Source organism: Streptomyces sp. NPDC030862 (assembly GCF_055571835.1).
Map to the genome: position 1 here is coordinate 123,923 of NZ_JBVIEN010000003.1, position 25,733 is coordinate 149,655.

The following is a 25,733-nucleotide window of genomic DNA, read 5'->3' on the forward strand; positions in this document are numbered from 1 at the left end:
TCGGGCCTGGGCTCGGGTGCCGGGCGCCGAAAGTTATCCACAGGGCCGCTTCTCGACCTGGGGACAAGTCGACACGGCAGAGCCGACACACGTCACTAACGTCGACAAATCGCCCCAGTCACCGTAGGTGCTCCCAGGTACCCCCACGGGGTGCCATGTCGCCCCTCGTCAGCCTCATCCCCTTGATCACCCCCTTAGGGGGTGGAATTCCCACTCGAATGAGCGCCAGAACGGGGTTTGACCAAGGAATCCCGTGGTTCGATTGCCGCATTCGCCGTGATCTTTTCCGGAGTCCACAGAACTTCCGCACAGTCTGTGGATAACTCAGCATGCGGACAGTCCCCTGTGGACAACACCCCCGCGCACACAGCCGCGTGACCCGCTCCCGCCCTCCGTGCACCCGCCCGGGAATCACTCCTTCCGGACAAGGAAATCCCCCTTTATCACCCGCCACTCGGCGCACATGTTTCCCAGATGAGGCCACAACGGAGTGTCCGGCGATATCGGGTGGGGTGGCGCGAGCACGCGACGGTAGCCTGGTGGGGTGATTGACCTTCGCCTGCTCCGTGAGGACCCCGACCGTGTTCGCGCCTCCCAGCGCGCCCGTGGAGAGGACGTCGGCCTCGTCGACGCCCTGCTCTCCGCCGATGAGCGGCGCAGGTCGTCCGGCGTCCGCTTCGACGAACTCCGCTCCGAGCAGAGGGCGCTCGGCAAGCTGATCCCCAAGGCGTCCCCCGAGGAGCGCGCCGAGCTCCTGTCGAAGGCCGAGCTGCTCAAGGCGGACGTCAAGGCCGCCGAAGCCGAGCAGAACGAAGCCGACGAGGAGACCCGCCGCCTCCTGCTCAAGCTCGGCAACCTCGTCCACCCCGACGTACCCGTCGGCGGCGAGGAGGACTTCGTCGTCCTGGAGACGCACGGCACGATCCGCGACTTCGGCGCCGAGGGCTTCGAGCCCAAGGATCACCTGGAGCTCGGCGAGGCGCTCGGCGCCATCGACGTCGAGCGCGGCGCGAAGGTCTCCGGCTCGCGCTTCTACTACCTGACGGGTGTCGGCGCGCTGCTGGAGCTCGCCCTGGTCAACGCCGCGATCGCCCAGGCGACGGCGGCCGGCTTCACCCCGATGCTGACGCCGGCGCTCGTGCGCCCGCGCGCCATGGAGGGCACCGGCTTCCTCGGCCAGGCCGCCGAGAACGTGTACCACCTGGAGAAGGACGACTACTACCTCGTCGGTACGTCCGAGGTGCCCCTCGCCGCGTACCACATGGACGAGATCATCGACGCCGACAAGCTGCCGCTGCGCTACGCCGGCTTCTCGCCGTGCTTCCGCCGCGAGGCCGGCACGTACGGCAAGGACACGCGCGGCATCTTCCGCGTGCACCAGTTCGACAAGGTCGAGATGTTCTCGTACGTCGCCCCCGACGAGGCCGAGGCCGAGCACAAGCGGCTCCTGGACTGGGAGAAGCAGTGGCTGACCTCGCTGGAGCTGCCGTTCCAGGTGATCGACGTCGCCACCGGTGACCTCGGCGCGTCCGCCTCGCGCAAGTACGACTGCGAGGCGTGGATCCCGACCCAGGGCAAGTACCGCGAGCTGACGTCCGCCTCCAACTGCGACGGCTTCCAGGCGCGCCGCCTGTCCGTCCGCATGCGCGACGGCAAGAAGGTCCAGCCGCTGGCGACCCTGAACGGCACGCTGTGCGCGGTCCCGCGCACCATCGTCGCCCTCCTGGAGAACCACCAGCTCGCGGACGGCTCCGTGCGCGTGCCGGAGGTCCTCCGCCCGTACCTCGGCGGCCGCGAGATCCTGGAGCCGGTCTCCAAGTGACCTCCCGCCCGTACGGCTTCCCGTACAGACTCGTCGCGACCGACCTCGACGGGACGCTGCTGCGCTCCGACGAGTCGATCTCGGCCCGTACGCGCGATGCGCTCGCCGCCGTGACGGCGGCGGGCGCCGCGCACATCGTCGTCACCGGGCGGGCGGTCCCGTGGACCCGCCACATACTGGACGACCTCGGTTACGACGGTCTCGCGGTGTGCGGCCAGGGCGCGCAGGTCTACCACGCCGGCGAGGACCGCCTGCTGACCTCCGTGACCCTCGACCGCCAGCTCGCGGGCCTCGCCCTCTCCAAGCTGGAGGCGGAGGTCGGCCCGCTGGCGCTCGCCGCGAGCCGCGACGGCCTCGACGGCGAGGTCCTCGTCGGCCCCGGCTACCGCGTCCAGGAGGGGCCGCTGCCGTACGTCGCGTACGACGACCCCACCGAGGTCTGGGCCGCCCCGCTGACCAAGGTCTACATCCAGCACCCGGATCTCGACGACGACGCCCTCGCCCTCGCCGCCCGCGAGACCGTCGGCGGCCTGGTCGACGTCGTCATGGCGGGCCCCGGCGTGGTGGAGATCCTCCCCCTGGGCCTCAGCAAGGCGACCGGTCTGTCCCTGGCGGCCCGCCGCCTGGGCCTGAAGGCCGCGGACACGATCGCGTTCGGCGACATGCCGAACGACATCCCGATGTTCGCCTGGGCCGCGCACGGCGTCGCCATGGCCAACGCCCACGACGACCTGAAGGCCGTGGCCCACGAGGTCACCGCCTCGAACGAGGCGGACGGCATCGCGGTGACGCTGGAAGCGCTGCTGGCCGGCGCCGACGCCTGAGTTCCAGAGCTGCTGAGCTCCTGAGCTCCTGAGCTCCTGAGCAGGGCACCGGGTGGGGGCGGCCCGCACGGCCCGCATCGCGGGACGCGCGCTCGAAGCGGCCGCCCCCGGTCTCGGTGGGACCCGCCCCACCAATGTCCCGCGCGCACGCGCCGCGGCGCCACCGGATTAACCACCGGTGACGCCGCGGGGCCTCATGCGGAGAGGCCTCAGAAGTTGATCATGTGGCCCGCGAGGCCGTGCACGGCCTCCTTGACCGCCTCGCCCAGCGTCGGGTGCGCGTGGACGTTCCGCGCCACCTCGTGGACGGTCAGGTCCCACTGCTGCGCCAGCGTCAGCTCGGGCAGCAGCTCCGTGACGTCCGGCCCGATCAGGTGCGCGCCGATGATCTCGCCGTACTTCGCGTCGCTGATCAGCTTCACGAAGCCGGTGGTGTCACCGAGCCCGTGCGCCTTGCCGTTCGCCATGAAGGGGAACTTCGCGACCTTGACGTCGAAGCCCTTCTCCCGCGCCTGCTCCTCCGTCCAGCCGAAGCTGGCGATCTGCGGCTGGCAGTAGGTGGCGCGCGGGATCATCGGGTAGTCGAGCTCCATCGTCTCCGCGCCCGCGATGGTCTCGGCCGCCACGACGCCCATCGCCTCGGCGGTGTGCGCGAGCATCAGCTTCGCGGTCACGTCACCGATGGCGTAGATGTGCGGCACCGACGTGCGCGAACGCCCGTCGACGTCGATCGCGCCGCGCTCGGTGAGCTTCACGCCCGTGTTCTCCAGGCCGTAGCCCTCGACGTTCGGCGCGAAGCCGATCGCCTGGAGCACCTTGTCGGCCTCCAGCACCTGCTGCTTGCCGTCCTTGCCGGTCACGGTGACCCGAACCTGCGGACCCGACTCGTCGATCGTCTCGACGCGCGTGGAGGTCAGGACGTCGATGCCGAGCTTGCGGTACTGCTTCGCCAGCTCCGCCGAGACGTCCTTGTCCTCCAGCGGCGCGATCCGGTCCAGGAACTCGACGATGGTGACCTTCACGCCGTAGTTGTGGAGCACGTACGCGAACTCGATGCCGATCGCGCCCGCGCCCGCGATCACGATCGAGCGCGGCAGCTCCTGGCTGAGGATCTGCTCCTCGTACGTCACCACGCGCTCGCTGCGGCGCGTCCCCGGCAGCAGGCGCGGGGTGGCGCCGGTCGCGATGATGCAGTGGTCGAACGAGATGGTCGTCTCGCCGCCGTCGGTCAGCGCGACCCGCATCGAGTTCGCGTCCAGGAAGGTGCCCCGGCCCGTGAACTCGGTGATCTTGTTCTTCTTCATCAGGAAGTGGACGCCCTTGACCCGGCCGTCCGCCACCGTGCGGCTGCGCCGGAAAGCCTCGCCGTAGTCGAAGGACACCTCGCCGTCGACCTTGATGCCGTACGTCTTCGCCTCGTGCGTGAAGAGGTGCGCCAGCTCGGCGTTGCGCAGCAGCGCCTTGGTGGGGATGCAGCCGACGTTCAGGCAGACACCGCCCCAGTACTTCTCCTCGACCACCGCGACGCGCTTGCCCAGCTGGGCGGCGCGGATCGCGGCGACGTATCCGCCGGGGCCTGCTCCGAGTACGACGACGTCGAAGCGGTCTGACATGGCTTGCTCCCCAGGTTGTGAGTGCGTGCGAGTCGTTCGGCCCCACAGTAATCCCGGGGAGCAGCGGCCACCCGCCGTTGAGACGTACGCCCTACTCGTCCCCCGCCAGGGTCAGCGTCCGCAGCTTCTGCCCCGCGTACCAGGTCGCCGCCACCGTCACCCCGGCCAGCAGCACCGTCGCCACCGGCAGGGCGACGTCCGAGGCGATGAGCCCCTCGCCGCTGACCTTCTCGGCCACCGCCAGCGCCCACTGCTGGACGCTCAGCGTGCGCGCCCCGGCGATCAGGGAGCCGAACAGGGCCTCCCACAGCAGCGCGTACACGAGCCCGATGACCACCGCGTGGCGGCTGACCGTGCCGAGGAGCAGGAAGAGCGCGCTGTACGCGATCGAGGCGACGAGCGCGGCGACGGTGTACGCGACCGCCACCTGACCGCCGTTGCCGTTGAGGATCAGCCCGGCGAGGAACGTCGGCACGGCCGAGAAGACCATGGTCACGGCGATGGCCACGATGAGCTTGGTGACGATGATGGTGGGCCGCTTCACCGGCTTGGCGAGCAGATAGACGATCGAGCCGTCGTCGATCTCCGGCCCGATCGCGCCGGTCCCGGCGATGACGCCGATCAGCGGCACCATCGTGGCGAGCGCGAACCCGCCCAGGACGTCGGCGGCGATCTGGTCGTCGGCGCCGTTGAAGGCGCGGACGGCGGCCGCGATCAGCAGCAGCAGCGCGGGCAGGACGAAGAGGATCGCGGCCCGGCGGCGGCCGAGCAGGGCCCGGTAGGTGAGCCGGGCGACAGTGGGGTTGTACATGGTCGTGAGGCTCCCTTCAGGCCGTGACGAGGTACGAGAAGACCGATTCGAGGGACTCGTCCGAGGGCGAGACCGTCAGCAGCCGGATGGAGTGCGCGCGGGCGACCTGCGGCAGCAGCTCCGTGAAGCGGCCGAAGTCCACCGCCTGGATGCGCAGGGCGCCTTCCGTCACGTCCACCTCGATGCCGGCGGTCGACGGGTCGGCGATCAGCGCGGCCGCCAGCGCCCGGTCGTCGCTGGAGCGGACCAGGTAGCGGTGCGGGCGGTCTGTCATCAGGCGCCGGATGCGGCGGAAGTCGCCGCTCGCCGCGTGCCGTCCGGCGACGACGACCTCGATGTGGGAGGCGAGCTGCTCGACCTCCTCCAGGATGTGCGAGGAGAACAGCACCGTGCGCCCCTCGGCGCCCATCCGCCGCAGCAGCTCCATGAGTTGCATGCGCTGGCGCGGGTCCATGCCGTTGAACGGCTCGTCCAGCAGCAGCACCGACGGCTCGTGGACGAGGGCCGAGGCCATCTTCACGCGCTGCCGCATGCCCTTGCTGTACGTCGCGATCTTGCGGTCCTGCGCGTACTCCATCTCCACCGTGGCCAGGGCCTTCTGGGCCTCGGCCGCGCCCAGGCCGTGCAACTCGGCGTTGGCGACGACGAATTCGCGGCCGGTGAGGAAGTCGTACATCGCCTCCCGCTCCGGTACGACGCCGATGCGGCGGTAGACGGACTCGTTGCGCCAGATCTGCTCGCCGTCGAGGGTGACCGAGCCGGTGGAGGGGGCGAGGAAGCCGCCCATCATGTTGATCAGCGTGGACTTGCCCGCGCCGTTCGGGCCGAGCAGTCCGGTGACGCCCGGCCCGATGGTCATGCTGATGTCGTTGACGGCCACGACATTGCCGAACCACCGCGAGACGTGGTCGATGGAAAGAGTGCTCATGGGCGCAGCCCATTCCTTGGAAGGGTGGTGGTGGGCGACGGGAGGGCGGTCACAGCCCGACCTTTCGGTAGCGGCGCATCAGGACGCCGTACGAACCGGCGATGAGCGCGAGGACGACCAGCAGGTACACCGCGCCGGCCCCGGCGCCCGGCCCCGCCTCGGCGGGGAAGGACGAGGTGGCGCCGAGGAAGGCGGTCTGTACGCCGTCGATGAGGGTGATGGGCGAGAACAGGCCGAGCCACGGGACGGCGCCCAGGGAGTCCGTGCCCCAGGCGATGGCCTGGAGCGTGGAGACGGCGCCGTACGAGATGGTGAGCGCGGCGATGACGGCGGCGACGCCGAAGCCGCGGCGGGGCGTCAGCGCGGCCAGGACGAGCCCGATGCCGCCGAAGAGCAGGGACAGCAGCGCCACGGAGACCAACCCCTGTGCGAAGCCCTTGGTCTGGTCGGCGAAGTCCATCTTCGCCAGCAGAGACCCGACGTAGAGGATGAGCAGCGGCGAGGCGGTGAGGATGAACAGCGCCGACGCCATCGCCCCGTACTTGGCGAGCACGTAGTCGACGCGCTCGATGGGGCGGGAGAAGTACAGCGGAACGGTCTTGAACCGCAGGTCGCGCGAGACGGACTGGGGCGCCTGGGCGGCCAGGTAGAGCCCGATGAGCGCCTGCGTGAAGATCGCGTACCGGGTGTACTCCATGGGGAGTTGCGACATCTTGGTGGTGACGGCCACGGCGACGACGACCAGCGCGGGGATGCACATCACCGCGAAGAGGATCATCGGCAGGACCTTGGACTTGGCGCTGCGGCCCAGTCCGTACGCGCCGCGCAGCGACTGCGAGAAGAGCGAGCGGCGCGCGTAGGCCCGGCCGAGGCGCGGCCCGTCGTAGCTGCGGTAGCCGATGTTGTGAATCTGGGTCTGGGACGGGCCGTGGTTCGAGGGTGGGGACTGGATCGGGGTTTCGGGGCTCATCGGGCCTGCGCCTCCAGGGGTTCGGCAGCGGTGGCTTCCGGCCGGAAGACCTCGGCGATGTGGTGCCGGCGCTGTTCCATCCGTACGAGCCCGAGGCCGAGCTCGGCGACGGTGTCGCGCACGGTGTCGTACGTCTCCTCGCCGGTCGCCTCCAGGAGCAGGATGTGCCCGGCGCCCGGCAGACCGTCCTCCACGCGCGCGTGCAGGCTGATTCCGGCGGCCGTGAGCGCCTCGCGCAGCGCCGCCGTGCCGTCGGGGTGGGTGTCGGAGTCGGTGACCTCGACCGCGAGGGTCGTGGTGACCTGGGTGAAGTCGCTGGTGGAGCTGGAGCGCAGCAGCCGGCCGCCGTCGATGACGACGACGTGGTCACACGTGCGCTCCAGTTCGCCGAGGAGGTGGGAGGTGACCAGGACCGAGATGCCGAAGTCGGTGTAGACGCGGCGGATCAGGCCGAGCATCTCGTCGCGGCCGACCGGGTCCAGACCGTTGGTCGGCTCGTCGAGCAGCACCAGCTGCGGGTCGTGCACCAGGGCCTGCGCGAGCTTCACCCGCTGCTTCATGCCGGTCGAGTAGCCGCCGATGGGGCGGTAGCGCTCCTCGTACAGACCGACGTGGCGCAGGGTGTCGGCGGTGCGCTCGCGCGCCGCCGTGGGCGGCAGGCCGGACATGCGCGCCATGTGGACGACGAACTCGGTGGCCGAGACGTCGGGCGGCAGGCAGTCGTGCTCGGGCATGTAGCCGACCCGCTCGCGGATGGCGGCGCCGCTGGTGGCGACGTCGAGGCCGAGGACCTCGGCGCGGCCCTCGGTGGCGGGGGACAGCCCGAGCAGGATCTTGATCATGGTGGACTTGCCGGCTCCGTTGGCACCCACCAGTCCGGTCACACCGGGCCCGATGTCCAGGGAGAGCCGGTCGAGAGCGGTCACCCGGGGGAACCGCTTGCTGAGGCTTTCGGTCGCGATCACAGTCACGCTTCGACGGTAGTGGCGCAGACCACATCGGGCGTCAGACCTGGCGGCTGGATCGGTGTCCGACTCAAGGCGTACGGGCCCGTAGGGGCCTGGCACCGGAGTCGGGCCGTGGCTCCGGGGTGCGCGGTTTTCCACAGGCGGTGCACGACCCTTGACGCAGCCGCCGGGCATTGTCACATTCATCAGTGTCAAGTTACGGACGCGTAGCGCGCATATCGCACCGCACACGGGACGGACTGGTGGCATGGGCTCTGTTGGGACAGCTGAACGCACCACGGAAGAGCTGCGCGGGTTCAGGGAAGTGCAGCGCCTGGCGTACGAGTGCGCCGAAGCGGTCGCCGCGCGGCTTCAACCGGGCGTGACCGAGCGCGAAGCGGCGCAGATGCAGCGCGCGTGGCTGCGCGAGCGGGGCGTACGGGACTGGTTCCACCTCCCGTTCGCCTGGTTCGGCGACCGCACGGCGTTCGTGAACTTCCGGATACCGCTGCAGTTCTTCCCGACGAAACGGCGGCTGGAGGCGGGGATGCCGTTCATCCTCGACATGGCGCCGGTGTACAAGGGCTTCACCGCCGACATCGGGTACTCGGGCTGCCTCGGCCTCAACCCGGTCCACGACAAGCTCCTGGCCGACCTGCGCGAGCACCGTGAGCTGATCCTGCGCGAGGTGCGCGAGCGGCGCCCGCTGCGGGAGATCTACGAGGACGTCGACCGGCTCATGGTGCGGCAGGGGTACGCCAACCGGCACCGCGCCTACCCCTTCGGCGTGATCGCCCACAAGGTCGACCGGGTCAAGGAGCGCCGCTGGTCCCCGACGCTCTTCGGCTTCGGTACGCAGTCGCTGAAGGGGCTGGCGAGCGACGCGCTGCACGGCCACCGGGACGGCTGGTCGCCGCTGTGGTCCCCGTACCGGTTCTCCGACCACCCGCCGCGGCCGGGGCTGTGGGCGGTCGAGCCGCACCTCGGCTTCCGGGGGACGGGCGCGAAGTTCGAGGAGCTGCTGGTGGTCACGGACTCGCGGGACCCGCAGGAGAGCGCGTTCTGGCTGGACGACGATCTGCCGCACGTGCGGCGCTGGGCGGAGGGTGAGTGATGACGTCGCTGAACGCGCGGGAGCGCTGGGTCCGTACGGGCGGGATCGAGCTGTGCGTCGCCGAGCTGGGGGACCCGTCACGACCGACGGTCGTGCTGGTCCACGGCTACCCGGACTCCAAGGAGGTGTGGTCGGAGGTCGCGTCCCGGCTCGCCGACGACTTCCACGTCGTGCTGTACGACGTACGCGGCCACGGCCGGTCGACCGCGCCGAAGCCACTGCGCGGCGGGTTCACGCTCGAGAAGCTCACCGACGACTTCCTGGCGGTCGCGGACGCGGTCAGCCCGGACCGGCCGGTGCACCTGGTCGGGCACGACTGGGGCTCGGTCCAGTCGTGGGAGTTCGTCACGGTGAAGCGCACCGAGGGCCGGATCGCCTCCTTCACCTCGATGTCCGGCCCGTCCCTGGACCACTTCGGCCACTGGATCAAGCAGCGCATGACCCGGCCCACCCCGCGCAGGGTCGGCCAACTCCTCGGCCAGGGCGCCAAGTCCTGGTACGTGTACCTGCTGCACACGCCGAAGCTGCCGGAGCTGGCCTGGCGCGGGCCGCTCGGCAAGCGGTGGCCGGCGCTCCTGCGCCGCGTCGAGAGGCTGCCGGACACCGGCTATCCGACCGCGTCCCTGCCCTCGGACGCGGCGCACGGCGCCTGGCTGTACCGGGACAACGTCCGGGCCCGGCTGCGGCACCCGCGCTCCGACGCGTACGCCCACGCGCCCGTGCAGCTGATCGTGCCGACCGGTGACGTCTTCCTGTCGGAGCGGCTCTACGACGGCCTCGGCGCGTGGGCCCCGAGGCTGGTGCGGCGCACCCTGCCCGCCAAGCACTGGGTGCCGCGGACCCGGCCGGACCAGCTGGCCGCGTGGATCACCGAGTTCGTGACGGCCCACGAGGAGCGGGACCAGGGTGCCGAGCTGCCGGACCCGGTGGCCTCCGGGCGGCCGTACGCCGACCGGTTCGGCGGGCAGCTGGTCCTGGTCACCGGTGCGGCGGGCGGCATCGGGCGGGCCACCGCCTTCGCGTTCGCCGAGGCGGGCGCGCGGGTGGTGGCGGTCGACCGGGACGCGGAGGGCGCGGCCCGCACGGCCGAGCTGGCGCGGCTGATCGGGGCGCCGGGGGCCTGGGCCGAGGTGGTGGACGTCAGCGACGAGCAGGCCATGGAGAAGCTCGCCGAGAAGGTCGCCGCCGAGTACGGCACGGTGGACGTGCTCGTGAACAACGCCGGGATCGGCATGGCCGGTTCCTTCTTCGACACGACGAGCGAGGACTGGAAGAAGGTCCTCGACGTCAATCTGTGGGGCGTCATCCACGGCTGCCGGCTGTTCGGCCGGCAGATGGCGGAGCGGGGCCAGGGCGGCCACATCGTCAACATCGCCTCGGCGGCCGCCTTCCAGCCCTCCCGCGAACTGCCCGCGTACAGCGCGTCCAAGGCGGCGGTGCTGATGCTCAGCGAGTGCCTGCGCGCCGAGCTGGCCGGGCAGGGCATCGGGGTCACGGCGATCTGCCCGGGCATCGTGAACACCAACATCACCGCCACCGCGCGCTTCGCCGGGGTGTCGGAGGACGAGGAGAAGCGCCGCCGGAAGCGGACGGCCAGGCTGTACGGGCTGCGCAACTACCCGCCGGAGAAGGTCGCCGACGCGATCCTGCGCGCCGTCGCCGGGAACCGGGCGGTGGTACCGGTCACCCCGGAGGCCCGGGGCGCCCACCTGCTCTCCCGCCTCGCGCCCCGCGGCCTGCGGGCGCTGGCCCGGGTGAAGCCTCCGGTGTAGTCCGGGGCCGGTCGTACCATCCCTCGCGAGAGGGTCCGGGCAGTGAGGGAGCGGATGTGGACGAGCGGGCCGAGTACCGGATCGAGGACCTGGCGCATCGCAGCGGGGCCACGGTCCGCACCATCCGCGCCTACCAGGACCGGGGACTGCTGCCGAAGCCGGAGCGGCGTGGGCGGTCCAACGTCTACGGCGAAGCCCACCTGAACCGGCTCCGGCAGATCGCCGACCTGCTGGACCGCGGCTACACGCTCGCCTCCATCAAGGAGCTGCTGGAGGCGTGGGACGCGGGCCGGGGCCTCGGCGGGGTGCTGGGGCTGGTCGCGGAGGTGAACGGTCCGTGGACCGACGAGAAGGCGGACCGCATCACCCGGGCCGAGCTGGACGCCGCCTTCGGCGGCACGCCGGACGAGCGCGCCGTGGAGGAGGCGGTCGAGCTCGGCGTGCTCGAACGCGTCCCCGGGCGCGACGACGAGTTCGTCGTACCGAGCCCCCAGGAGCTGGCCGTGGCCGCGGAGTTGTACGCCGCCGGGGTCCCGCTGCTGGCAATCGCCGGACACCTGCGGGAACTTCGCGGGCAGGTGGAACACATAGCCCACCGCTTCCTGGAGTTCACCACCGAGCACGTCTTCGCGCGTTATCTGGAGCACCGGCCGCCGACGGACGCGGACGCGGCGGAGGCGGCGACCCTGGTGCGGCGGCTGCGTCCGCTCGCCCAGCAGACGGTCGACGCCGAACTGGCGCGTGCCATGCGGACGTTCGCGACCCGCCACCTTCAGCAGCACCTCGCGCCCGACACCGCGCCTCCGCCGGACGAGGAGCCCAGGGCGGTACCGCTGCCCGCGGCCACAATTCGCGCCGTACACAAGCTGGTCGGCCCCGAGAACGCTCCCGCGTTCATCGCTGCGGCCGCCGAACGTGAGGTCGCCGCACGGACATTGGACTCAATTGCGGCAAACCACCGCAAAAGTAATGGAGTTGGCCAATCCCCCTGAGGAACAAGGTAAGTTGTCCACAGATTCGTCAATTCCTCTGTGGAAAAGCGGTGTTGGCTGTGGATCAAACCTACCGACCGTAATTTCTGTGGCAAGAGGTGCGTGATCCCTGACACGCTGCGAGCATGGATGGCGTGGACGGCACAGGAGGCCCGGGCGGTCTGTACGACGCGGGCAGCGAGTACGGCATGGACGACAGACGCATCGTGAAGGTGTCGAAGTACCTCTCGAAGCACCTGCGCCACCAGCCCGACCGCATCGGCCTCACCCTCGACCCGCACGGCTGGGTCGGGATCGACGACCTGCTGCGAGCGGCCGCCGACCACGGCGTACGGATCAGCCGGGCCGAGCTGGAGCATCTCGTCGCCGTCAACGACAAGCAGCGCTTCACGATCGACCGCGAGGGCGACCGGATCCGCGCCAACCAGGGCCACACGGTCGGCGTCGACCTCGACCTGCCGCCGGCGACGCCGCCCGCGTACCTCTTCCACGGCACCGTCGCCCGCGCGCTGCCCGCGATCCGCGCCGAGGGCCTGCGCCCCATGGCGCGGCACCACGTGCACCTGTCGCCGGACCGGGAGACCGCGACGCGCGTGGGCGCCCGGCGCGGCCGGCCCGTCGTCCTCAGCGTGGACGCCGGGGCCATGGCGCGCGACGGCCACGTCTTCCACGTGACCGCCAACGGCGTGTGGCTCACCGACGCCGTGCCCCCGGCGTACCTGCGCTTCCCCGGCTGAGCCGCCGGATGGTCAGGCGAGCTGCGCGGCCGCCTCGGTCGCGATGCGCTCGAAGACCGCCGGGTCGGCGGCGAACCGCGTCTCCGGGATCGGCGTGTGGACGACGATCTCGGTGAAGCCCAGCTCTCGATGGCGCCCCGCGAAGTCCACGAAGGCGTCGACCGACTCCAGCACCGCGCCGCCCTCCGGCGTGAACCCGGTCAGCAGGACCTTGTCCAGCTCCGCCACATCCCGCCCGACGTCCGCGCACGCCTTGGCGAGCCGCTCCAGCTGCCCGCGTATCGCCTCCCGTGAGTCCTCGGGCGTGCCCGTCTCCGCCAGCTTGGGGTCACCGGTCGTCACCCACGCCTGGCCGTGCCGCGCCGCGAGCTTCAGGCCCCGCGGTCCGGTCGCCGCCACCGCGAACGGCAGCCGGGGCCGCTGCACGCAGCCGGGGATGTTCTGCGCTTCGCGCGCCGAGTAGAACCGGCCCTCGTGCGTGACCGTGTCCTCGCTCAGCAGTCGGTCGAGCAGCGGCAGGAACTCCCCGAAGCGGTCGGCGCGCTCCCGCGGCGACCACGCCTCCTGCCCCAGCGCCGTCGCGTCGAACCCGATGCCACCCGCTCCGATGCCGAGCGTGACGCGGCCGCCGGAGAGGTCGTCGAGGGTGATCAGCTCCTTGGCGAGCGTGACCGGATGCCGGAAGTTCGGCGAGGTGACCAGCGTGCCGAGCCGCATCCGCCCGGTCGCCGCGGCCGCCGCGGTCAGCGTCGGTATCGCGCCGAACCAGGGACCGTCACGGAAGGGCACCCGCCACGAGAGGTGGTCGTAGGTGTACGCCGCGTGGAAGCCGAGCTGCTCGGCCCGCAGCCACGCGTCGCGGCCGCCTTCGTGCCAGCGGCGGTACGGAAGGATCACGGTACTCAGGCGCATACGACGACCCTACGTGGCACCACTGACATTCCCTCCGGCCCCGGGCAACCACCCGCGGCCCCGCCCCTTTGCCCCACCTCATGGGCCACGCCCCTTCCCCCCGCCCCATGGACAACTTCCGTCGCCGTCCGGTCACTCTCGGCCAATCCCGGTGGCTCACATGTGCATATGCCCGCACGACCGTGCATCGGGTACGGGACAATGGAACGGTGACCTTCTCAGCGACCTCTCCCCGACCGCGGCCGACGGATCACAGACGTCCCCGCCTGATCGCCACCGACCTGGACGGCACGCTTCTGCGCGACGACAAGTCGGTTTCCGACCGTACGGTCGCCGCGCTCGCCGCCGCCGAGGAGGCGGGGATCGAGGTCTTCTTCGTCACCGGCCGCCAGGCCCGCTGGATGGACGTCGTCGCCGCCCATGTCCACGGCCACGGCCTGGCGATCTGCGCCAACGGCGCGGCCGTCGTCGACCTGCACGCCGGCGGCAGGCTGGTGGAGGTCCGCCCGCTGGAGCGGGACGCCGCCCTCCACGTCGTCCGGGCCCTGCGCAAGGAGGCGCCCGGCACGGCGTTCGCGGTCGAGCTCACCACCGGCTTCCACCACGAGCCGCAGTACACCCCCGTCTTCATCGACGCCGGCGCCACCGTCGCCGAGGTGGAGAAGCTGCTGCACGAGGACGAGCCCGGCACCGGCGCGCCCATCCTCAAGATGCTCGCGCACCACAGCGAGCTCACCCCGGACGGCTTCCTCGCCCTCGCCCGCGCCGCCGCCGGCGACCGCGCCGCCATCACCCGCTCCAGCACCACCGCCCTGCTGGAGATCAGCGGCCTCGGCGTCTCCAAGGCCAGCACCCTCGCCCTGTGCTGCGCCGAACGCGGCATCTCCGCCGACGAGGTCGTCGCGTTCGGCGACATGCCGAACGACATCGAGATGCTGACGTGGGCCGGCCGCTCGTACGCGATGGGCAACGCCCACCCGGACGTCGTCGCCGCCGCCTCCGGCCGTACCGCCGCCAACAACGAGGACGGCGTCGCCGTCGTCATCGAGTCCATCCTCGCGGGCGTCTGAACCCCCGCACCCCGCGAGGTCACTCGCGCAGCCGCACCCCGTGCTCGCGCAGCCAGCGCACCGGGTCGACGGCGGAGCCGTAATGCGGAGTGAGCCGCACCTCGAAGTGCAGGTGCGGCCCCGTCGAGTTGCCCGTGGTCCCCGCCTGCCCGATCCACTGCCCCGTCCGCACCCGCTCGCCCTTGCCCACGCCCGGCGCGGCCAGGTGCGCGTACTGCGAGTACCAGCCGTTCTCGTGCCGTACGACCACCTCGATGCCGAAGGAGCCCCCGCACGACACCGACTGCACCCGCCCCGCGCCGATCGACCGCACCGGCTCACCGAGCTCCACCGCGAAGTCCTGGCCCGTGTGGCGGTGGGACCAGCGCCCGCCCGCGCTGTCGAACCGGGCCGACAGCCGGTAGTCCGCCACCGGCGCCACCCAGGCGGGGCCTCTGCCGCGCGCGCCACGGCCTCCGGCCGCCGCGGCCTTCCCCTCGCGCCGGTCGATCCGTACCGCGCCCCGGCACCGGCCCGCCGCCACGCTGCGCTGCGCCTCGGCGTGGAGCCGCTGCTGTGCCTGCTCCAGCCGGGCCTCGATCTCCCGCTTGACCGCCGCGAGCCGGGAGGTGCGCAGGTCCAGCGCGTGCCATGCTGCACGCGCGTTCCGCTCGGCGACCGTGAGGCGGCGCTCGGCCGCGCCGGCCTGCTCCATGAGCCGGTTGACGGACCGGGCCGCCTGTCCGGCGAGCCGCTGCGCGGTCATCACCTCGTTCGGGTCGTCGGCCAGCAGCAGCCGCGCGGTCAGGGCGAGGGAGCCACCCGTGCGGTATTGCAGCCGGGCGACCTCGCCCACCCGGTCGTGCAGGACGGCCACCTCGCGCCGCTTCTCGCCGAGCTCCTCCTGGAGCCGGGCGGCCGTGGCCCGCTGCGCGGCGGCCGCGCGCCTGCCCTGCTCGTACGCCTCGGTGGCCCGCCCCGCCTCCTCGTACAGCCGCGCCACCTCGGCCCCCGCCGCGACGGGACCGTCGTGCCGCTCGTGCCGCTCATGCCGCTCATGCCGCTCGTGCCCGGCGGCCTGCGGGGGCGGCGGCAGCAGGACCAGCACGGCCACCACCAGCACGAGCAACGGGCGGCCGGCGGCCGTGCGGGGACGGAGAACCATGCTGGGATGGTGACGCCGTGGCCCCCGGTTCCCGTGGACCCGAAGGGTCCCGTACCGCCGACCGGCTTACGCCCGTACGCCCACCCGGCCTACCGCGCCGCCCCACCGGCGTACAGCGCCGGTTTACGGCGGTGCGCGACAGGGGCGCGCCGCAGGGTGCACAACAGGGGTGCGCGACAGCGGCTTGCTCCAGCGGCCTGCTCCGGCAGCTTCCTACAGCGGCGCCTCCCACACCACCGTCGTACCGCCGCCGCCCGCCCCCAGCCCCGGTGCCAGGCGGCTGGAGCCGCCCAGTGACTCCGCCCGCCGGGCGAGGTTCCGCAGGCCGCTGCGCCGCCCGCCCTCCGGGACGCCCACGCCGTCGTCGGCGACGGTCAGCCGTACGCCCTCAGTGCCGTCCGCCAGCCTCGCCGTCGCGTCCACCACCACCTCGATGTGCCGCGCCCGCGCGTGCCGGAAGGCGTTGGACAGCGCCTCGCGCAGCGCGGCGATGAGGTTCTTGCCGGTCAGCTCGCCGACCGCCGCGTCCACCGGGCCGACGAAGCGGTACGAGGGCTTGAAGCCCAGCGGTACGGCCGCCGCGTTGATCTCCCGCAGCACGCGTGTGCACAGCCCGGACGGCGCCTCGCCCGGTCCCTGCTGGAGCGCGAAAACGGCGGTGCGGACCTCCTGGATGGTGGTGTCCAGCTCCTCCACGGCCTTCGCCACGCCGTCGCGGACGGCGGGTACCGCCGAGCCGCGCTGGACGCCCTCCAGCGTCATCCCCGTCGCGAACAGCCGCTGGATGACCAGGTCGTGCAGGTCACGGGCGATCCTGTCCCGGTCCTCGTACACCGCGAGCCGCTCCCGGTCGCGCTGGGCCTCCGCCACCATCAGCGCCAGCGCGGCCTGGGAGGCGAACCGCGCCGCCAGCGCCCGCTCCGCGCCGGTGAACGGGCGGGCGCCGGGCGCGCGCGGGGTGGCGAGCGCGCCGAGCACCCGGCCGCCGCTCCACAGCGGCAGCAGCATGCCCGGCCCGTACGGCCGGGCCAGCGCAGCGTTGACCTCCCGCATGCGCGGGTCGCCCGCCGCGTCCCCGACGTACACGGCCTCCCCGGTCAGGAGCCGCTCGACGACCGGGCTCCCGCGCGGGATGACCACGCCCAGCGCCTTGCCGGCCTCGGGCTCGTCGGAGTCGACCGCGACGACCTCCAGGCCCTCGTCCGCGGGCAGCAGCACGACTCCGGCGGCCGCGTCGGCGAGCCGCCGGGCCTGTTCGGCGACGACCGCGAGCGCGTCGTCGGTGTCGCCGCCCGACAGCAGGGCCGTGGTGACGGCGACCGACCCGTCGATCCACCGCTCACGCCGTCGGGCGGCCTCGTAGAGCCGGGCGTTGCCGATCGCGATCCCCGCCTCGGCGGCCAGAACGCGCACCATGCGCAGCTCGGACGGGGTGAACTCACCACCGCCCCGCTTCCCCGCCAGGTACAGGGTGCCGAAGTCCTCGCCCTGGACACGGACCGGCACCCGGAGGAAGGTCCGCTGCGGCGGGTGCGACGCGGGCGGCGAGCCGTCCGGTACGCCGTACTCGACGAGGGCGGCCAGGCCGCCCCCGCCCTCCTCGTCGAGGACCCGGAGAGCGGCGTACCGCGCGTCGGCGAGCTCGGCGGCGGTCCGGCAGATCCGCTCCAGGGTGGCGTCCAGTTCCAGCCCGGTGCCGACCGACCGCATGGCCTCCAGCAGCCGCGGCACGCGAGGATCCGTCATGGACCCGAGCGTAATAAGTCCCTTTTAGGGGCGAAAGTCAGGCACGTGCCGCCGCGTGGAGCGCATCGGCCGCCTGCTCCCGCTCCCGCATGCGCCGCAGCGGCCCCTCCGTGGCGGCCAGTTCGGCGTACGGCCCCCGCTGCACGATCCGGCCGTCCTCCAGGACGACGACCTCGTCCACCGCCTCCAGGCCGTGCAGCCGGTGCGTGATCAGTACGGTCGTACGGCCCTCGGTGGCGCGCAGCAGATCGTCGGTGAGCGCGTCGGCGGTGGCCAGGTCGAGGTGCTCGGCGGGCTCGTCCAGTACGAGGACGGGGAAGTCGGCCAGCAGCGCGCGGGCGAGCGCGAGCCGCTGGCGCTGACCGCCCGAGAGCCGGGCGCCGTGCTCGCCGACCAGCGTGTCCAGGCCGTCCGGCAGCGCGTCGGCCCACTCCAGCAACCGGGCCCGGTCCAGCGCACGGCGCAGTTCGTCGTCGCTCGCGCCCGGACGGGCCAGGCGCAGGTTCTCCCGGATGGTGCTGTCGAAGATGTGGGCGTCCTGGGCGCACAGCCCGACGAGGCGGCGTACGTCGTCGCCGTCGAGCGCGCCCGCATCCACGCCCCCGATCCGGTACGTGCCCGCGCGGGCGTCCAGGAACCGCAGCAGGACCTGGGCGACGGTGGTCTTGCCCGCCCCGGAGGCCCCGACGACGGCGACCCGCCGTCCGGCCTCCAGCCGCAGGTCGAAGCCGGCGAGGGCGTCCCGCTCCTGTCCGGCGTACCGCGCGGAGAGTCCCCGCACCTCGACCGGGAAGGGCCCCTCGGGCGCTGCCGCCGGCTGTTCCGGCTCGTGTACGGGGACGGGCGCGTCGAGCACCTCGTACACCCGCTCGGCGGCGCGCCGGACGCGCTGGCGGTACTGGACGGCCAGCGGAAGCCCGATGACGGCCTCGAACGCGGCGAGCGGGATGAGGACGAGGACGGCGAGCGACACGCCGTCGAGCCGACCGTCCCGAACCGCCTGCACGCCCACGAGCGCGGCCGCCGCCACCGTCAGGCCGGTGACCAGCGCGGAGAGGCCGCCGCCCAGCGCGGTGGCGGACGCCTGCCGGGAGGCGATGCGCGTCAGCGCGGCATCCGCCTCGCGCACCCGCTCCGCACGCCCCTTGAGGGCTCCGGCCACCGTGAGCTCGGCACACCCGCGCAGCAGGTCGACGGCGCTCACGGCCAGAGCCCCTCGCGCGGGCGCGAGCCGCTGCTCGGCCCGCCGAGCGGTCGCACCGCTGACCAGCGGCACGCCCACCCCCGCGAGCAGGAGCCCGGCCGCCAGGACGGCTCCCGCCTCGGGCAGCAGCCACGCCGTGAACCCGACCGCCCCGGCGCCGACGACGACGGCGGTCCCCGCGGGCAGCAGCCACCGGAGCCAGTAGTCCTGGAGGGAGTCCACGTCGGAGACGAGCCGCGACAGCAGGTCACCCCGGCGAGCCGTCCGCAGCCCGGCGGGCGCGATCCGCTCCAGCCTCCGGTACACGGCGACCCTCACGTCGGCGAGCACCCGCAGCACGGTGTCGTGCGCCACGAGCCGCTCGGCGTACCGGAACACGGCCCGCCCGATCCCGAACGCCCGCGTCGCCGTCACGGCGACCATCAGGTACAGCACGGGCGGCTGCTCCGAGGCCCGCGAGATGAGCCACCCGGACACTCCCATGAGCCCGACGGCCGACCCCAGTGCCAGACTCCCCAACCCCAACGCCACCCACAGCCGCGTCCGCCACTCGGCAGCCATCCCCCGAATCCGCCGCAACACGGCAGCACCCGAACCACCAGACACGCCACCCTCACGACCCGCAGCGCCCGCGCCCGGAGCCACGCCCGGAGCTGTGGGCGACGCCCCCGCACCCCCAGGCACAGCCACAGGCACGCCACCCTCGCGGCGCGCAGCAGCCGCCTCCGCCGCCACGCGGCCCGAAGGGCCCGCGCTGCCGCCCGCGCCGGGGCCCGCGGGGGCGTCAGCCCCCACGAAGAACCTCTCCTCCGGGGTCCGGGGCGGAGCCCCGGTTACGGGAAGGGGAGGGGTGGGGGAAGAGCCGCGCAGCCCCACCACCCGGTCCGCGACCTCCAGCAGCGCCGGCCGATGCACCACCAACAGCACCGTCCGCCCCGCCGCCAGCCTCCGCACCGCGGCCACCACCCCCGCCTCGGTCTCCCCGTCCAGCGCCGCCGTCGGCTCGTCGAGCAACAGCACGGGCCGGTCCGCCAGAAACGCCCGCGCCAGCGCCAGCCGCTGCCGCTGCCCCGCCGACAGCCCGGCGCCGTCCTCGCCCAGCACGGTCCCGGCCCCCGTCGGCAGCGCGTCGACGAACTCCGCCGCCCCCGCGTCCCGCAGTGCCCTCGCGACCGCCGCGTCGTCCGCGTCAGGCCGGGCCAGGCGCACGTTCTCCGCGATGGTCCCGGCGAACAGGTACGGCCGCTGCGGCACCCACGCCACCTGCTCCCGCCACCGCTCCAGGTCCAGCGACCCGAGCTCGACGCCCCCGACCAGAACGCGGCCGCCATCGGCCACCGGCTCCGCGAAGCCCAGCACCACATCCAGCAGCGTCGACTTCCCGACCCCGCTCGGCCCGACGAGGGCCACGGTCTCGCCCTCCTCCACGACCAGGGAGGCCGCGTCGAGCGAGGGCTCGGCGCGCCCGGCGTGGCGTACGGTCACGGCGTCCAGCTCAAGGCGCACCGGCCCGGCGGGCACGGCGCCCGTGCCCCCCGCCCGCACCGGGGTCTCCAGGACGTCGAAGATCTCCTCCGCGGCCGAAAGCCCCTCCGCCGCCGCGTGGTACTGCGCCCCCACCTGCCGAAGCGGCAGATACGCCTCGGGCGCCAGGACCAGGATCACGAGCCCCGTGTACAGGTCCAGATCCCCGTGGACCAGGCGCATGCCGACGCCGACGGCCACCAGCGCCACCGACAGCGTCGACAGCAGCTCCAGGGCGAACGACGACAGGAAGGCGATCCGCAGGGTCCGCACGGTCGCCTGCCGGTACTCCGAGGTGATCGTCCGGATCGACTCGGCCTGCGCCTTCGCGCGTCCGAAGACCTTCAGGGTCGGCAGCCCCGCCACCACGTCCAGGAAGTGCCCGGAGAGCCGGGACAGCAGCTTCCACTGCCGGTCCATCCGGGCCTGGGTGGCCCAGCCGATGAGCACCATGAAGACCGGAATCAGCGGCAGCGTGCCCACGATGATCGCCGCGGACACCCAGTCCTCGGTGACGATCCGCGCGAGGACGGCCACCGGGACGACCACGGCCAGCCCGAGCTGCGGCAGGTACCGGGCGAAGTAGTCGTCGAGGGCGTCCACGCCCCGGGTGGCCAGGGCCACCAGCGACCCGACGCGCTGCCCGCTCAGCCACCCCGGCCCCAGCTCGGCCGCCCGCTCCAGCAGCCGCCCCCGCAGCTCGGACTTGACCGCCGCGCTGGCCCGATGGGCGGCGAGCTCGGTCAGCCAGGACACGAGCCCCCGCCCTGCCGCGACCGCCGCCAGCAGCAGGATCGGCGTCGTCAGGTCGGACGCCCCCAACCCGCGCTGGAAGGCGCCCACCACCACCTCGGCGATGAGCATCGCCTGGGCGACGACCAGACCCGCGCCGAGCAGACCGAGCACCACCACCGCCGCCAGGAAGAGGCGAGTGGCGCGGGCGTACCGGAGCAGGCGCGGGTCGATCGGTTTCACGTGAAACATTCCCTACAAGCGACTAGTGAGCGGCGTCGGCGATGTGCTGCGTACCGATGCGCTTGCGGAACACCCAGTACGTCCAGCCCTGGTACAGCAGCACCAGCGGCGTGGCGATCGCCGCACACCAGCTCATGATCTTGAGCGTGTACGGGCTGGACGCCGCATTGGTGACCGTGAGGCTCCACCGCGGGTCCAGCGAGGACGGCATGACGTTCGGGAAGAGGGTCAGGAAGAACATCGCGACCGTGGCCGCGATCGTGACGCCGGACAGCGCGAACGACCAGCCCTCGCGCCCCGCCTTGATGGCCACGACCGCACCGATGAGCGACACCACGGCGACGACCATCACCACCAGGCTCGACCCGTCACCCCGCGAGACCTGCGTCCAGCTCAGGAAGGCCAGGGCGAGGGCGGCGGTGATCAGCCCGAGCGTCAGCGCCAGCTTGCGCGCCCGCACCCGGATGTCCCCCACCGTCTTCAGCGCGGTGAAGACCGTGCCGTGGAAGGTGAACAGGGTCAGGGTGACGAGCCCGCCCAGAAGAGCGTACGGGTTGAACAGGTCCGCGAGCGTGCCCACGTACTCCTTGGTGGCGTCGATCTTCACGCCGCGCACGATGTTCCCGAAGGCCACGCCCCACAGGAAGGCGGGGATCAACGAGGTCCAGAAGATCGCCTGCTCCCAGTTGTGCTGCCACCGCTCCTCCGGCCGCTTGGCGCGGTACTCGAAGGCCACACCGCGCACGATCAGGCACACCAGGATGAGCAGCAGCGGCAGGTAGAAGCCGGAGAAGAGCGTGGCGTACCAGTCCGGGAAGGCGGCGAAGGTCGCACCGGCGGCGGTGAGCAGCCACACCTCGTTGCCGTCCCAGACGGGCCCGATGGTGTTGATCAGCACCCGCTTCTCGACCCGGTTGCGGGCGAGCAGCTTGGTGAGGACACCGACTCCGAAGTCGAATCCCTCCAGGAAGAAGTAGCCCGTCCACAGGACGGCGATGACGACGAACCAGACGTCGTGGAGTTCCATGCCTCAGCTCCCAGTCCTTGAGTGAAGGGCCATCAGTACGAGAAGGCCATCGGCCGGTCGGCGTCCTGACCGGCGCCCCGGTCGTGGCCGCCGATCTTCGTGGGCGGGTTCAGGTCGGACTCGGTCAGCTCGGGCGGTCCGGCCTTGACGTACTTGACCAGCAGCTTGACCTCGACCACGGCGAGCACCGCGTACAGGGCGGTGAAGACGATCATCGAAATGAGGATCTCGGTCTGGGAGACACCGGGGGAGACGGCGTCGCGGGTGCGCAGCACGCCGTAGACCGCCCAGGGCTGGCGGCCCATCTCGGTGAAGATCCAGCCCCAGGAGTTGGCGATCAGCGGGAAGGCCAGCGTCCACAGGGCGACGAGCCAGTACAGCTTGGTGAACTTGGCGCTGAGCGGTGTGCGGAAGAGCACGAGGTTCGGCACCTCGTCGTCGCCGGTCCGCAGCCGCTCGGGCAGCAGGAACCGCTTCCGGGTCAGCCACAGCCCGAGGAGGCCCAGCGAGAAGGACGCCATGCCGAAGCCGATCATCCAGCGGAAGCCCCAGTAGGCGACGGGGATGTTGGGCCGGTAGTCGCCGGGACCGTACTTCTCCTGCAGCGCCTCCTGGGTGTCGTTGATCCCGGGGACGTACGACTCGAAGTCGCTGTGGGCGAGGAAGGACAGCAGGCCCGGGACCTCGATGGCGACCTTGTTGTGGCCCTTGTCGACGTCTCCGTACGCGAAGACCGAGAAGGGCGCGGGGCTCTCGCCGTCCCACAGGGCCTCGGCCGCGGCCATCTTCATCGGCTGCTGCTCGTACATGACCTTGCCGAGGAAGTCACCGCTGATCGCGGTGAACATGCCGCCGATCACGACGGTGACCAGGCCCAGCCGCAGCGAGGTGCGCATCACCGGCACGTGCTTCTTGCGGGCCAGGTGGAAGGCGGCGATGCCGACCATGAACGCGCCGCCGGTGAGGAAGGCCGCGGACATGGTGTGGAAGACCTGGGTGAGGGTGGTGTTCTGGGTGAGCACCAGCCAGAAGTCGGTGAGCTCGGCCCGCCCGGTGGCAGCGTTGATCTTGTACCCGACGGGGTGCTGCATCCAGGAGTTGGCCGCGAGGATGAAGTAGGCCGACAGGATCGTGCCGATCGAGACCATCCATATGCAGGCCAGGTGGATCCGCTTCGGCAGCTTGTCCCAGCCGAAGATCCACAGACCGATGAAGGTCGACTCGAAGAAGAAGGCGATCAGCGCCTCGAAGGCGAGCGGGGCGCCGAAGACGTCGCCGACGAAGCGCGAGTAGTCGGACCAGTTCATGCCGAACTGGAACTCCTGCACGATGCCGGTGACGACACCCATCGCGATATTGATCAGGAAGAGCTTCCCCCAGAACTTCGTCGCCCTGAGGTACTTCTCCTTCTCGGTCCGCACCCAGGCGGTCTGAAGACCCGCGGTGAGGGCGGCGAGGGAGATCGTCAGCGGAACGAAGAGAAAGTGGTAGACGGTAGTGATACCGAACTGCCACCGCGCCAGGGTCTCTGGCGCCAGAGCCAGGTCCACGACATCTTCTCCTTACGGCCTTGCATCTACGGTCTGTCCGCCCTCACCGCCCTCTGATTCCGGTGGATCACGGGAGGAACCAGACGAGCTTGTGAATGCGTTCACAATCACAAGCAATTATGACTCACACGAAATCCGTAGCACTACCCGGGGGTCCCTCTTCCCTAGAACTTCAACATATTGTTGAATTTCTTGGTATGAAGATCCGCATCTCCTGGCCTGCCGGCCACACCACCGCGACCATCGAAGAAACCCCCACGAGCAAGGCGCTCGCAGGGGTTCTCCCGATCACCTCCACCGCCCGTACCTGGGGCGAGGAGGTCTACTTCGACACACCCGTCTCCACGTCACCGGAGCCCGACGCCCGCCAGGTGGTGGAGCCGGGCACCGTCGCCTTCTGGACCGAGGGCGACGCCCTGGCCCTCCCGTACGGACCCACGCCGATCTCGCGCGGCGACGAGTGCCGCCTCGCGAGCCCGTGCAACGTGCTCGGCAGCCTCGACGGCGACCCCCGCGTCCTCGCCACCGTCCGCGACGGCGACCCGATCCGCGTGGAGCTCGTCGGCGACTAGCCCGTGCCGTAGAGGTCCCGTCAGAACCTCTCCTTGCGGAACGACTCCGCCACCCGCAGGAAGACGTCGTTCCCCTCGCTCTCGCCGATCGTCACCCGCACACCCTCGCCGGGGAACGGCCGCACGACCACGCCCGCCTCGTCGCAGGCCTCCGCGAAGGCCACGGTCGCCTCACCCAGGCGCAGCCAGACGAAGTTCGCCTGCGTCTCGGGCACGGTCCACCCCTGGGCCACCAGCCCCTCGTACACCCGCGTGCGCTCGCACACCAGCGAGCCCACCCGCCCCAGCAGCTCGTCCTCGGCGCGCAGCGAGGCCACCGCCGCGTCCTGCGCCAGCTGGCTGACACAGAAGGGCAGCGCCGTCTTGCGCAGCGCCGCGGCGACCGGCTCGTGGGCGATGGCGAAGCCCACCCGCAGACCGGCCAGGCCGTACGCCTTCGAGAACGTCCGCAGCACGCAGACGTTCGGCCGGTCGCGGTAGATCTCGATGCCGTCGGGCACGTCGCTGTCGCGGATGAACTCGCGGTACGCCTCGTCCAGCACCACCAGCACATCGGACGGCACCCGGTCCAGGAACCGCTCCAGCTCCGCCCGCCGCACCACCGTGCCGGTGGGGTTGTTGGGGTTGCAGACGAAGATCAACCGCGTCCGGTCGGTGATCGCGTCCGCCATCGCGTCCAGGTCGTGCACATCGCCATCGGTGAGCGGGACCTGCACCGGCGTGGCACCGCTGATCCGGGCGATGATCGGGTACGCCTCGAAGGAGCGCCACGCGTACATCACCTCGTCGCCGGGGCCGGCGGTCGCCTGCACCAGCTGCTGGGCCACGCCCACCGAGCCGGTGCCCGTGGCCAGGTGGGACACGGGCACCCCGAAGCGCTCGGAGATCTCGGCCATCAGGCCGGCGCACGCCGCGTCCGGGTAGCGGTTGAAACCGGACGCGGCGGCGACCGCGGCCTCCATCACGCCCGGCAGCGGGGGGTACGGGTTCTCGTTCGAGGACAGCTTGTACGCGACCGGGCCACCCGCGCCGGGCGCCGCGGCGGGCTTGCCCGGCTTGTAGGTGGGGATGTCGTCCAGCGCGGCCCGCAGCCTCGGGCCCGTACCGCTCGCGCCGCTCGTCCCGCTCGTCTCGCTCACCGTGGTCCTCCTCGACCGTCCGTACCACCAATACTGCTCACCTTATGAGGATTCCGCCGCCCTGCGAATGCCCTGCGGGCAACGGTCACGACACGCGGGCGCAGGCGCGACGGGAGAGGCGGCGGCACAGGCGGGGGCGCTCGGCAGGGTGGCGCGCGCCGGTGGCTCACGCCGTGGCGCGCATCCCCCGTAGTGGTGAGTTGAGCCCTCTCCGAGACCTCGGGCATATGGCATGCGCGTACGCGCCGACAAGTTGCGGAGCCCTGCCCATCCGCTGAACGACCTGTGTTTTTAAGGTCGTTGGGGGTGGGGCACCATGCAGAAACGTCCCTGTCAACGG

At 71.9% G+C, this 25,733-nt stretch carries 20 protein-coding genes; 8 read left to right on the plus strand and 12 right to left on the minus strand.

Annotated features, from left to right (window positions below):
- Nucleotides 1-544: 544 nt before the first annotated feature.
- Both serS and ACZ42X_RS08770 read left to right on the plus strand, forming a co-directional pair.
- Nucleotides 545-1,822, plus strand: a complete 1,278-nt coding sequence (serS, locus tag ACZ42X_RS08765) for a serine--tRNA ligase (protein ID WP_468285922.1) — start codon at nt 545-547, stop codon at nt 1,820-1,822.
- Nucleotides 1,819-2,646: an HAD family hydrolase gene (locus tag ACZ42X_RS08770; RefSeq protein WP_468285925.1), complete on the plus strand. Its 828-nt coding sequence runs from the start codon at nt 1,819-1,821 to the stop codon at nt 2,644-2,646. The genes serS and ACZ42X_RS08770 overlap by 4 nt, the downstream gene beginning before the upstream one ends.
- 209 nt (nt 2,647-2,855) lie before the next feature.
- Here ACZ42X_RS08770 and lpdA read toward each other — a convergent pair whose 3' ends face one another.
- The 5 genes from lpdA to ACZ42X_RS08795 form a co-directional block, all read right to left on the minus strand.
- The gene (gene lpdA, locus ACZ42X_RS08775) at nt 2,856-4,259 is read right to left on the minus strand and encodes a dihydrolipoyl dehydrogenase (RefSeq protein WP_468285928.1); all 1,404 of its coding nucleotides are present in this window, start codon (nt 4,257-4,259) and stop codon (nt 2,856-2,858) included.
- A gap of 91 nt (nt 4,260-4,350) precedes the next feature.
- Entirely contained in the window at nt 4,351-5,070 is a 720-nt protein-coding gene (locus ACZ42X_RS08780; protein ID WP_468285931.1) for an ABC transporter permease subunit, read from the minus strand.
- 16 nt (nt 5,071-5,086) lie between these two features.
- Nucleotides 5,087-5,998 carry an ABC transporter ATP-binding protein gene (locus ACZ42X_RS08785; protein WP_468285934.1) on the minus strand — a complete coding sequence of 304 codons (912 nt, stop codon included), beginning with the start codon at nt 5,996-5,998 and terminating at the stop codon, nt 5,087-5,089.
- Between the two features lie 49 nt (nt 5,999-6,047).
- The gene (locus ACZ42X_RS08790) at nt 6,048-6,968 is read right to left on the minus strand and encodes an ABC transporter permease (RefSeq protein WP_468285935.1); all 921 of its coding nucleotides are present in this window, start codon (nt 6,966-6,968) and stop codon (nt 6,048-6,050) included.
- On the minus strand, nt 6,965-7,933 hold the full coding sequence (locus tag ACZ42X_RS08795; RefSeq protein WP_468287427.1) for an ABC transporter ATP-binding protein: 969 nt from the start codon (nt 7,931-7,933) through the stop codon (nt 6,965-6,967). Before ACZ42X_RS08795 ends, ACZ42X_RS08790 begins: the two co-directional genes overlap by 4 nt.
- A gap of 250 nt (nt 7,934-8,183) precedes the next feature.
- On the opposite strand from ACZ42X_RS08795, the gene ACZ42X_RS08800 reads away from it, so the two are divergent.
- From ACZ42X_RS08800 to ACZ42X_RS08815, 4 genes are all read left to right on the plus strand, one after another.
- Nucleotides 8,184-9,029, plus strand: a complete 846-nt coding sequence (locus ACZ42X_RS08800; RefSeq protein WP_468285938.1) for a M24 family metallopeptidase — start codon at nt 8,184-8,186, stop codon at nt 9,027-9,029.
- Complete coding sequence (locus ACZ42X_RS08805; protein ID WP_468285940.1) at nt 9,029-10,801, plus strand: SDR family oxidoreductase; 1,773 nt, start codon at nt 9,029-9,031, stop codon at nt 10,799-10,801. Before ACZ42X_RS08800 ends, ACZ42X_RS08805 begins: the two co-directional genes overlap by 1 nt.
- Nucleotides 10,802-10,857: 56 nt before the next feature.
- A complete protein-coding gene (locus ACZ42X_RS08810) occupies nt 10,858-11,793 on the plus strand; it encodes a MerR family transcriptional regulator (RefSeq protein ID WP_468285942.1) in 936 nt (311 codons plus the stop codon).
- Nucleotides 11,794-11,981: 188 nt separating this feature from the next.
- A complete protein-coding gene (locus ACZ42X_RS08815) occupies nt 11,982-12,530 on the plus strand; it encodes an RNA 2'-phosphotransferase (RefSeq protein WP_468287430.1) in 549 nt (182 codons plus the stop codon).
- 12 nt (nt 12,531-12,542) lie between these two features.
- On the opposite strand, the gene ACZ42X_RS08820 is transcribed toward ACZ42X_RS08815, so the two are convergent.
- Nucleotides 12,543-13,442, minus strand: a complete 900-nt coding sequence (locus tag ACZ42X_RS08820; RefSeq protein ID WP_468285945.1) for an LLM class flavin-dependent oxidoreductase — start codon at nt 13,440-13,442, stop codon at nt 12,543-12,545.
- Between the two features lie 209 nt (nt 13,443-13,651).
- On the opposite strand from ACZ42X_RS08820, the gene ACZ42X_RS08825 reads away from it, so the two are divergent.
- Nucleotides 13,652-14,512 (plus strand): HAD family hydrolase, encoded by an 861-nt coding sequence (locus ACZ42X_RS08825; RefSeq protein WP_468285948.1) that lies wholly within the window; start codon nt 13,652-13,654, stop codon nt 14,510-14,512.
- 19 nt (nt 14,513-14,531) lie between these two features.
- Here the strand turns inward: ACZ42X_RS08825 and ACZ42X_RS08830 are convergent, their stop codons facing one another.
- The 5 genes from ACZ42X_RS08830 to ACZ42X_RS08850 all read right to left on the minus strand — a co-directional run bounded on the left by ACZ42X_RS08830 (nt 14,532) and on the right by ACZ42X_RS08850 (nt 23,682).
- Nucleotides 14,532-15,656 (minus strand): M23 family metallopeptidase, encoded by a 1,125-nt coding sequence (locus tag ACZ42X_RS08830; RefSeq protein ID WP_468285951.1) that lies wholly within the window; start codon nt 15,654-15,656, stop codon nt 14,532-14,534.
- Between the two features lie 213 nt (nt 15,657-15,869).
- Complete coding sequence (locus ACZ42X_RS08835; protein ID WP_468285954.1) at nt 15,870-17,402, minus strand: sensor histidine kinase; 1,533 nt, start codon at nt 17,400-17,402, stop codon at nt 15,870-15,872.
- A gap of 37 nt (nt 17,403-17,439) precedes the next feature.
- On the minus strand, nt 17,440-21,105 hold the full coding sequence (cydD, locus tag ACZ42X_RS08840; RefSeq protein WP_468285957.1) for a thiol reductant ABC exporter subunit CydD: 3,666 nt from the start codon (nt 21,103-21,105) through the stop codon (nt 17,440-17,442).
- A 22-nt stretch (nt 21,106-21,127) separates the two neighbouring features.
- Nucleotides 21,128-22,132: a cytochrome d ubiquinol oxidase subunit II gene (gene cydB, locus ACZ42X_RS08845; protein WP_468285960.1), complete on the minus strand. Its 1,005-nt coding sequence runs from the start codon at nt 22,130-22,132 to the stop codon at nt 21,128-21,130.
- A 32-nt stretch (nt 22,133-22,164) separates the two neighbouring features.
- Nucleotides 22,165-23,682 carry a cytochrome ubiquinol oxidase subunit I gene (locus ACZ42X_RS08850; RefSeq protein WP_468285963.1) on the minus strand — a complete coding sequence of 506 codons (1,518 nt, stop codon included), beginning with the start codon at nt 23,680-23,682 and terminating at the stop codon, nt 22,165-22,167.
- A gap of 197 nt (nt 23,683-23,879) precedes the next feature.
- On the opposite strand from ACZ42X_RS08850, the gene ACZ42X_RS08855 reads away from it, so the two are divergent.
- Nucleotides 23,880-24,254, plus strand: a complete 375-nt coding sequence (locus ACZ42X_RS08855; RefSeq protein ID WP_468285965.1) for a cyclophilin-like fold protein — start codon at nt 23,880-23,882, stop codon at nt 24,252-24,254.
- 20 nt (nt 24,255-24,274) lie between these two features.
- Here the strand turns inward: ACZ42X_RS08855 and hisC are convergent, their stop codons facing one another.
- Nucleotides 24,275-25,393, minus strand: a complete 1,119-nt coding sequence (gene hisC, locus ACZ42X_RS08860; protein ID WP_468285968.1) for a histidinol-phosphate transaminase — start codon at nt 25,391-25,393, stop codon at nt 24,275-24,277.
- Nucleotides 25,394-25,733: the final 340 nt, after the last annotated feature.

Bases quoted from the DNA above. Each gene is read 5' to 3' on its own strand.
- ACZ42X_RS08855 (WP_468285965.1), top strand. From the start codon at position 23,880: ATGAAGATCCGCATCTCCTGGCCTGCCGGCCACACCACCGCGACCATC.
- ACZ42X_RS08830 (WP_468285951.1), bottom strand. From the start codon at position 15,656: ATGGTTCTCCGTCCCCGCACGGCCGCCGGCCGCCCGTTGCTCGTGCTG.
- lpdA (WP_468285928.1), bottom strand. From the start codon at position 4,259: ATGTCAGACCGCTTCGACGTCGTCGTACTCGGAGCAGGCCCCGGCGGA.
- ACZ42X_RS08805 (WP_468285940.1), top strand. From the start codon at position 9,029: ATGACGTCGCTGAACGCGCGGGAGCGCTGGGTCCGTACGGGCGGGATC.
- ACZ42X_RS08785 (WP_468285934.1), bottom strand. From the start codon at position 5,998: ATGAGCACTCTTTCCATCGACCACGTCTCGCGGTGGTTCGGCAATGTC.
- ACZ42X_RS08800 (WP_468285938.1), top strand. From the start codon at position 8,184: ATGGGCTCTGTTGGGACAGCTGAACGCACCACGGAAGAGCTGCGCGGG.
- ACZ42X_RS08780 (WP_468285931.1), bottom strand. From the start codon at position 5,070: ATGTACAACCCCACTGTCGCCCGGCTCACCTACCGGGCCCTGCTCGGC.
- cydB (WP_468285960.1), bottom strand. From the start codon at position 22,132: ATGGAACTCCACGACGTCTGGTTCGTCGTCATCGCCGTCCTGTGGACG.
- ACZ42X_RS08820 (WP_468285945.1), bottom strand. From the start codon at position 13,442: ATGCGCCTGAGTACCGTGATCCTTCCGTACCGCCGCTGGCACGAAGGC.
- ACZ42X_RS08790 (WP_468285935.1), bottom strand. From the start codon at position 6,968: ATGAGCCCCGAAACCCCGATCCAGTCCCCACCCTCGAACCACGGCCCG.
- ACZ42X_RS08815 (WP_468287430.1), top strand. From the start codon at position 11,982: ATGGACGACAGACGCATCGTGAAGGTGTCGAAGTACCTCTCGAAGCAC.
- ACZ42X_RS08835 (WP_468285954.1), bottom strand. From the start codon at position 17,402: ATGACGGATCCTCGCGTGCCGCGGCTGCTGGAGGCCATGCGGTCGGTC.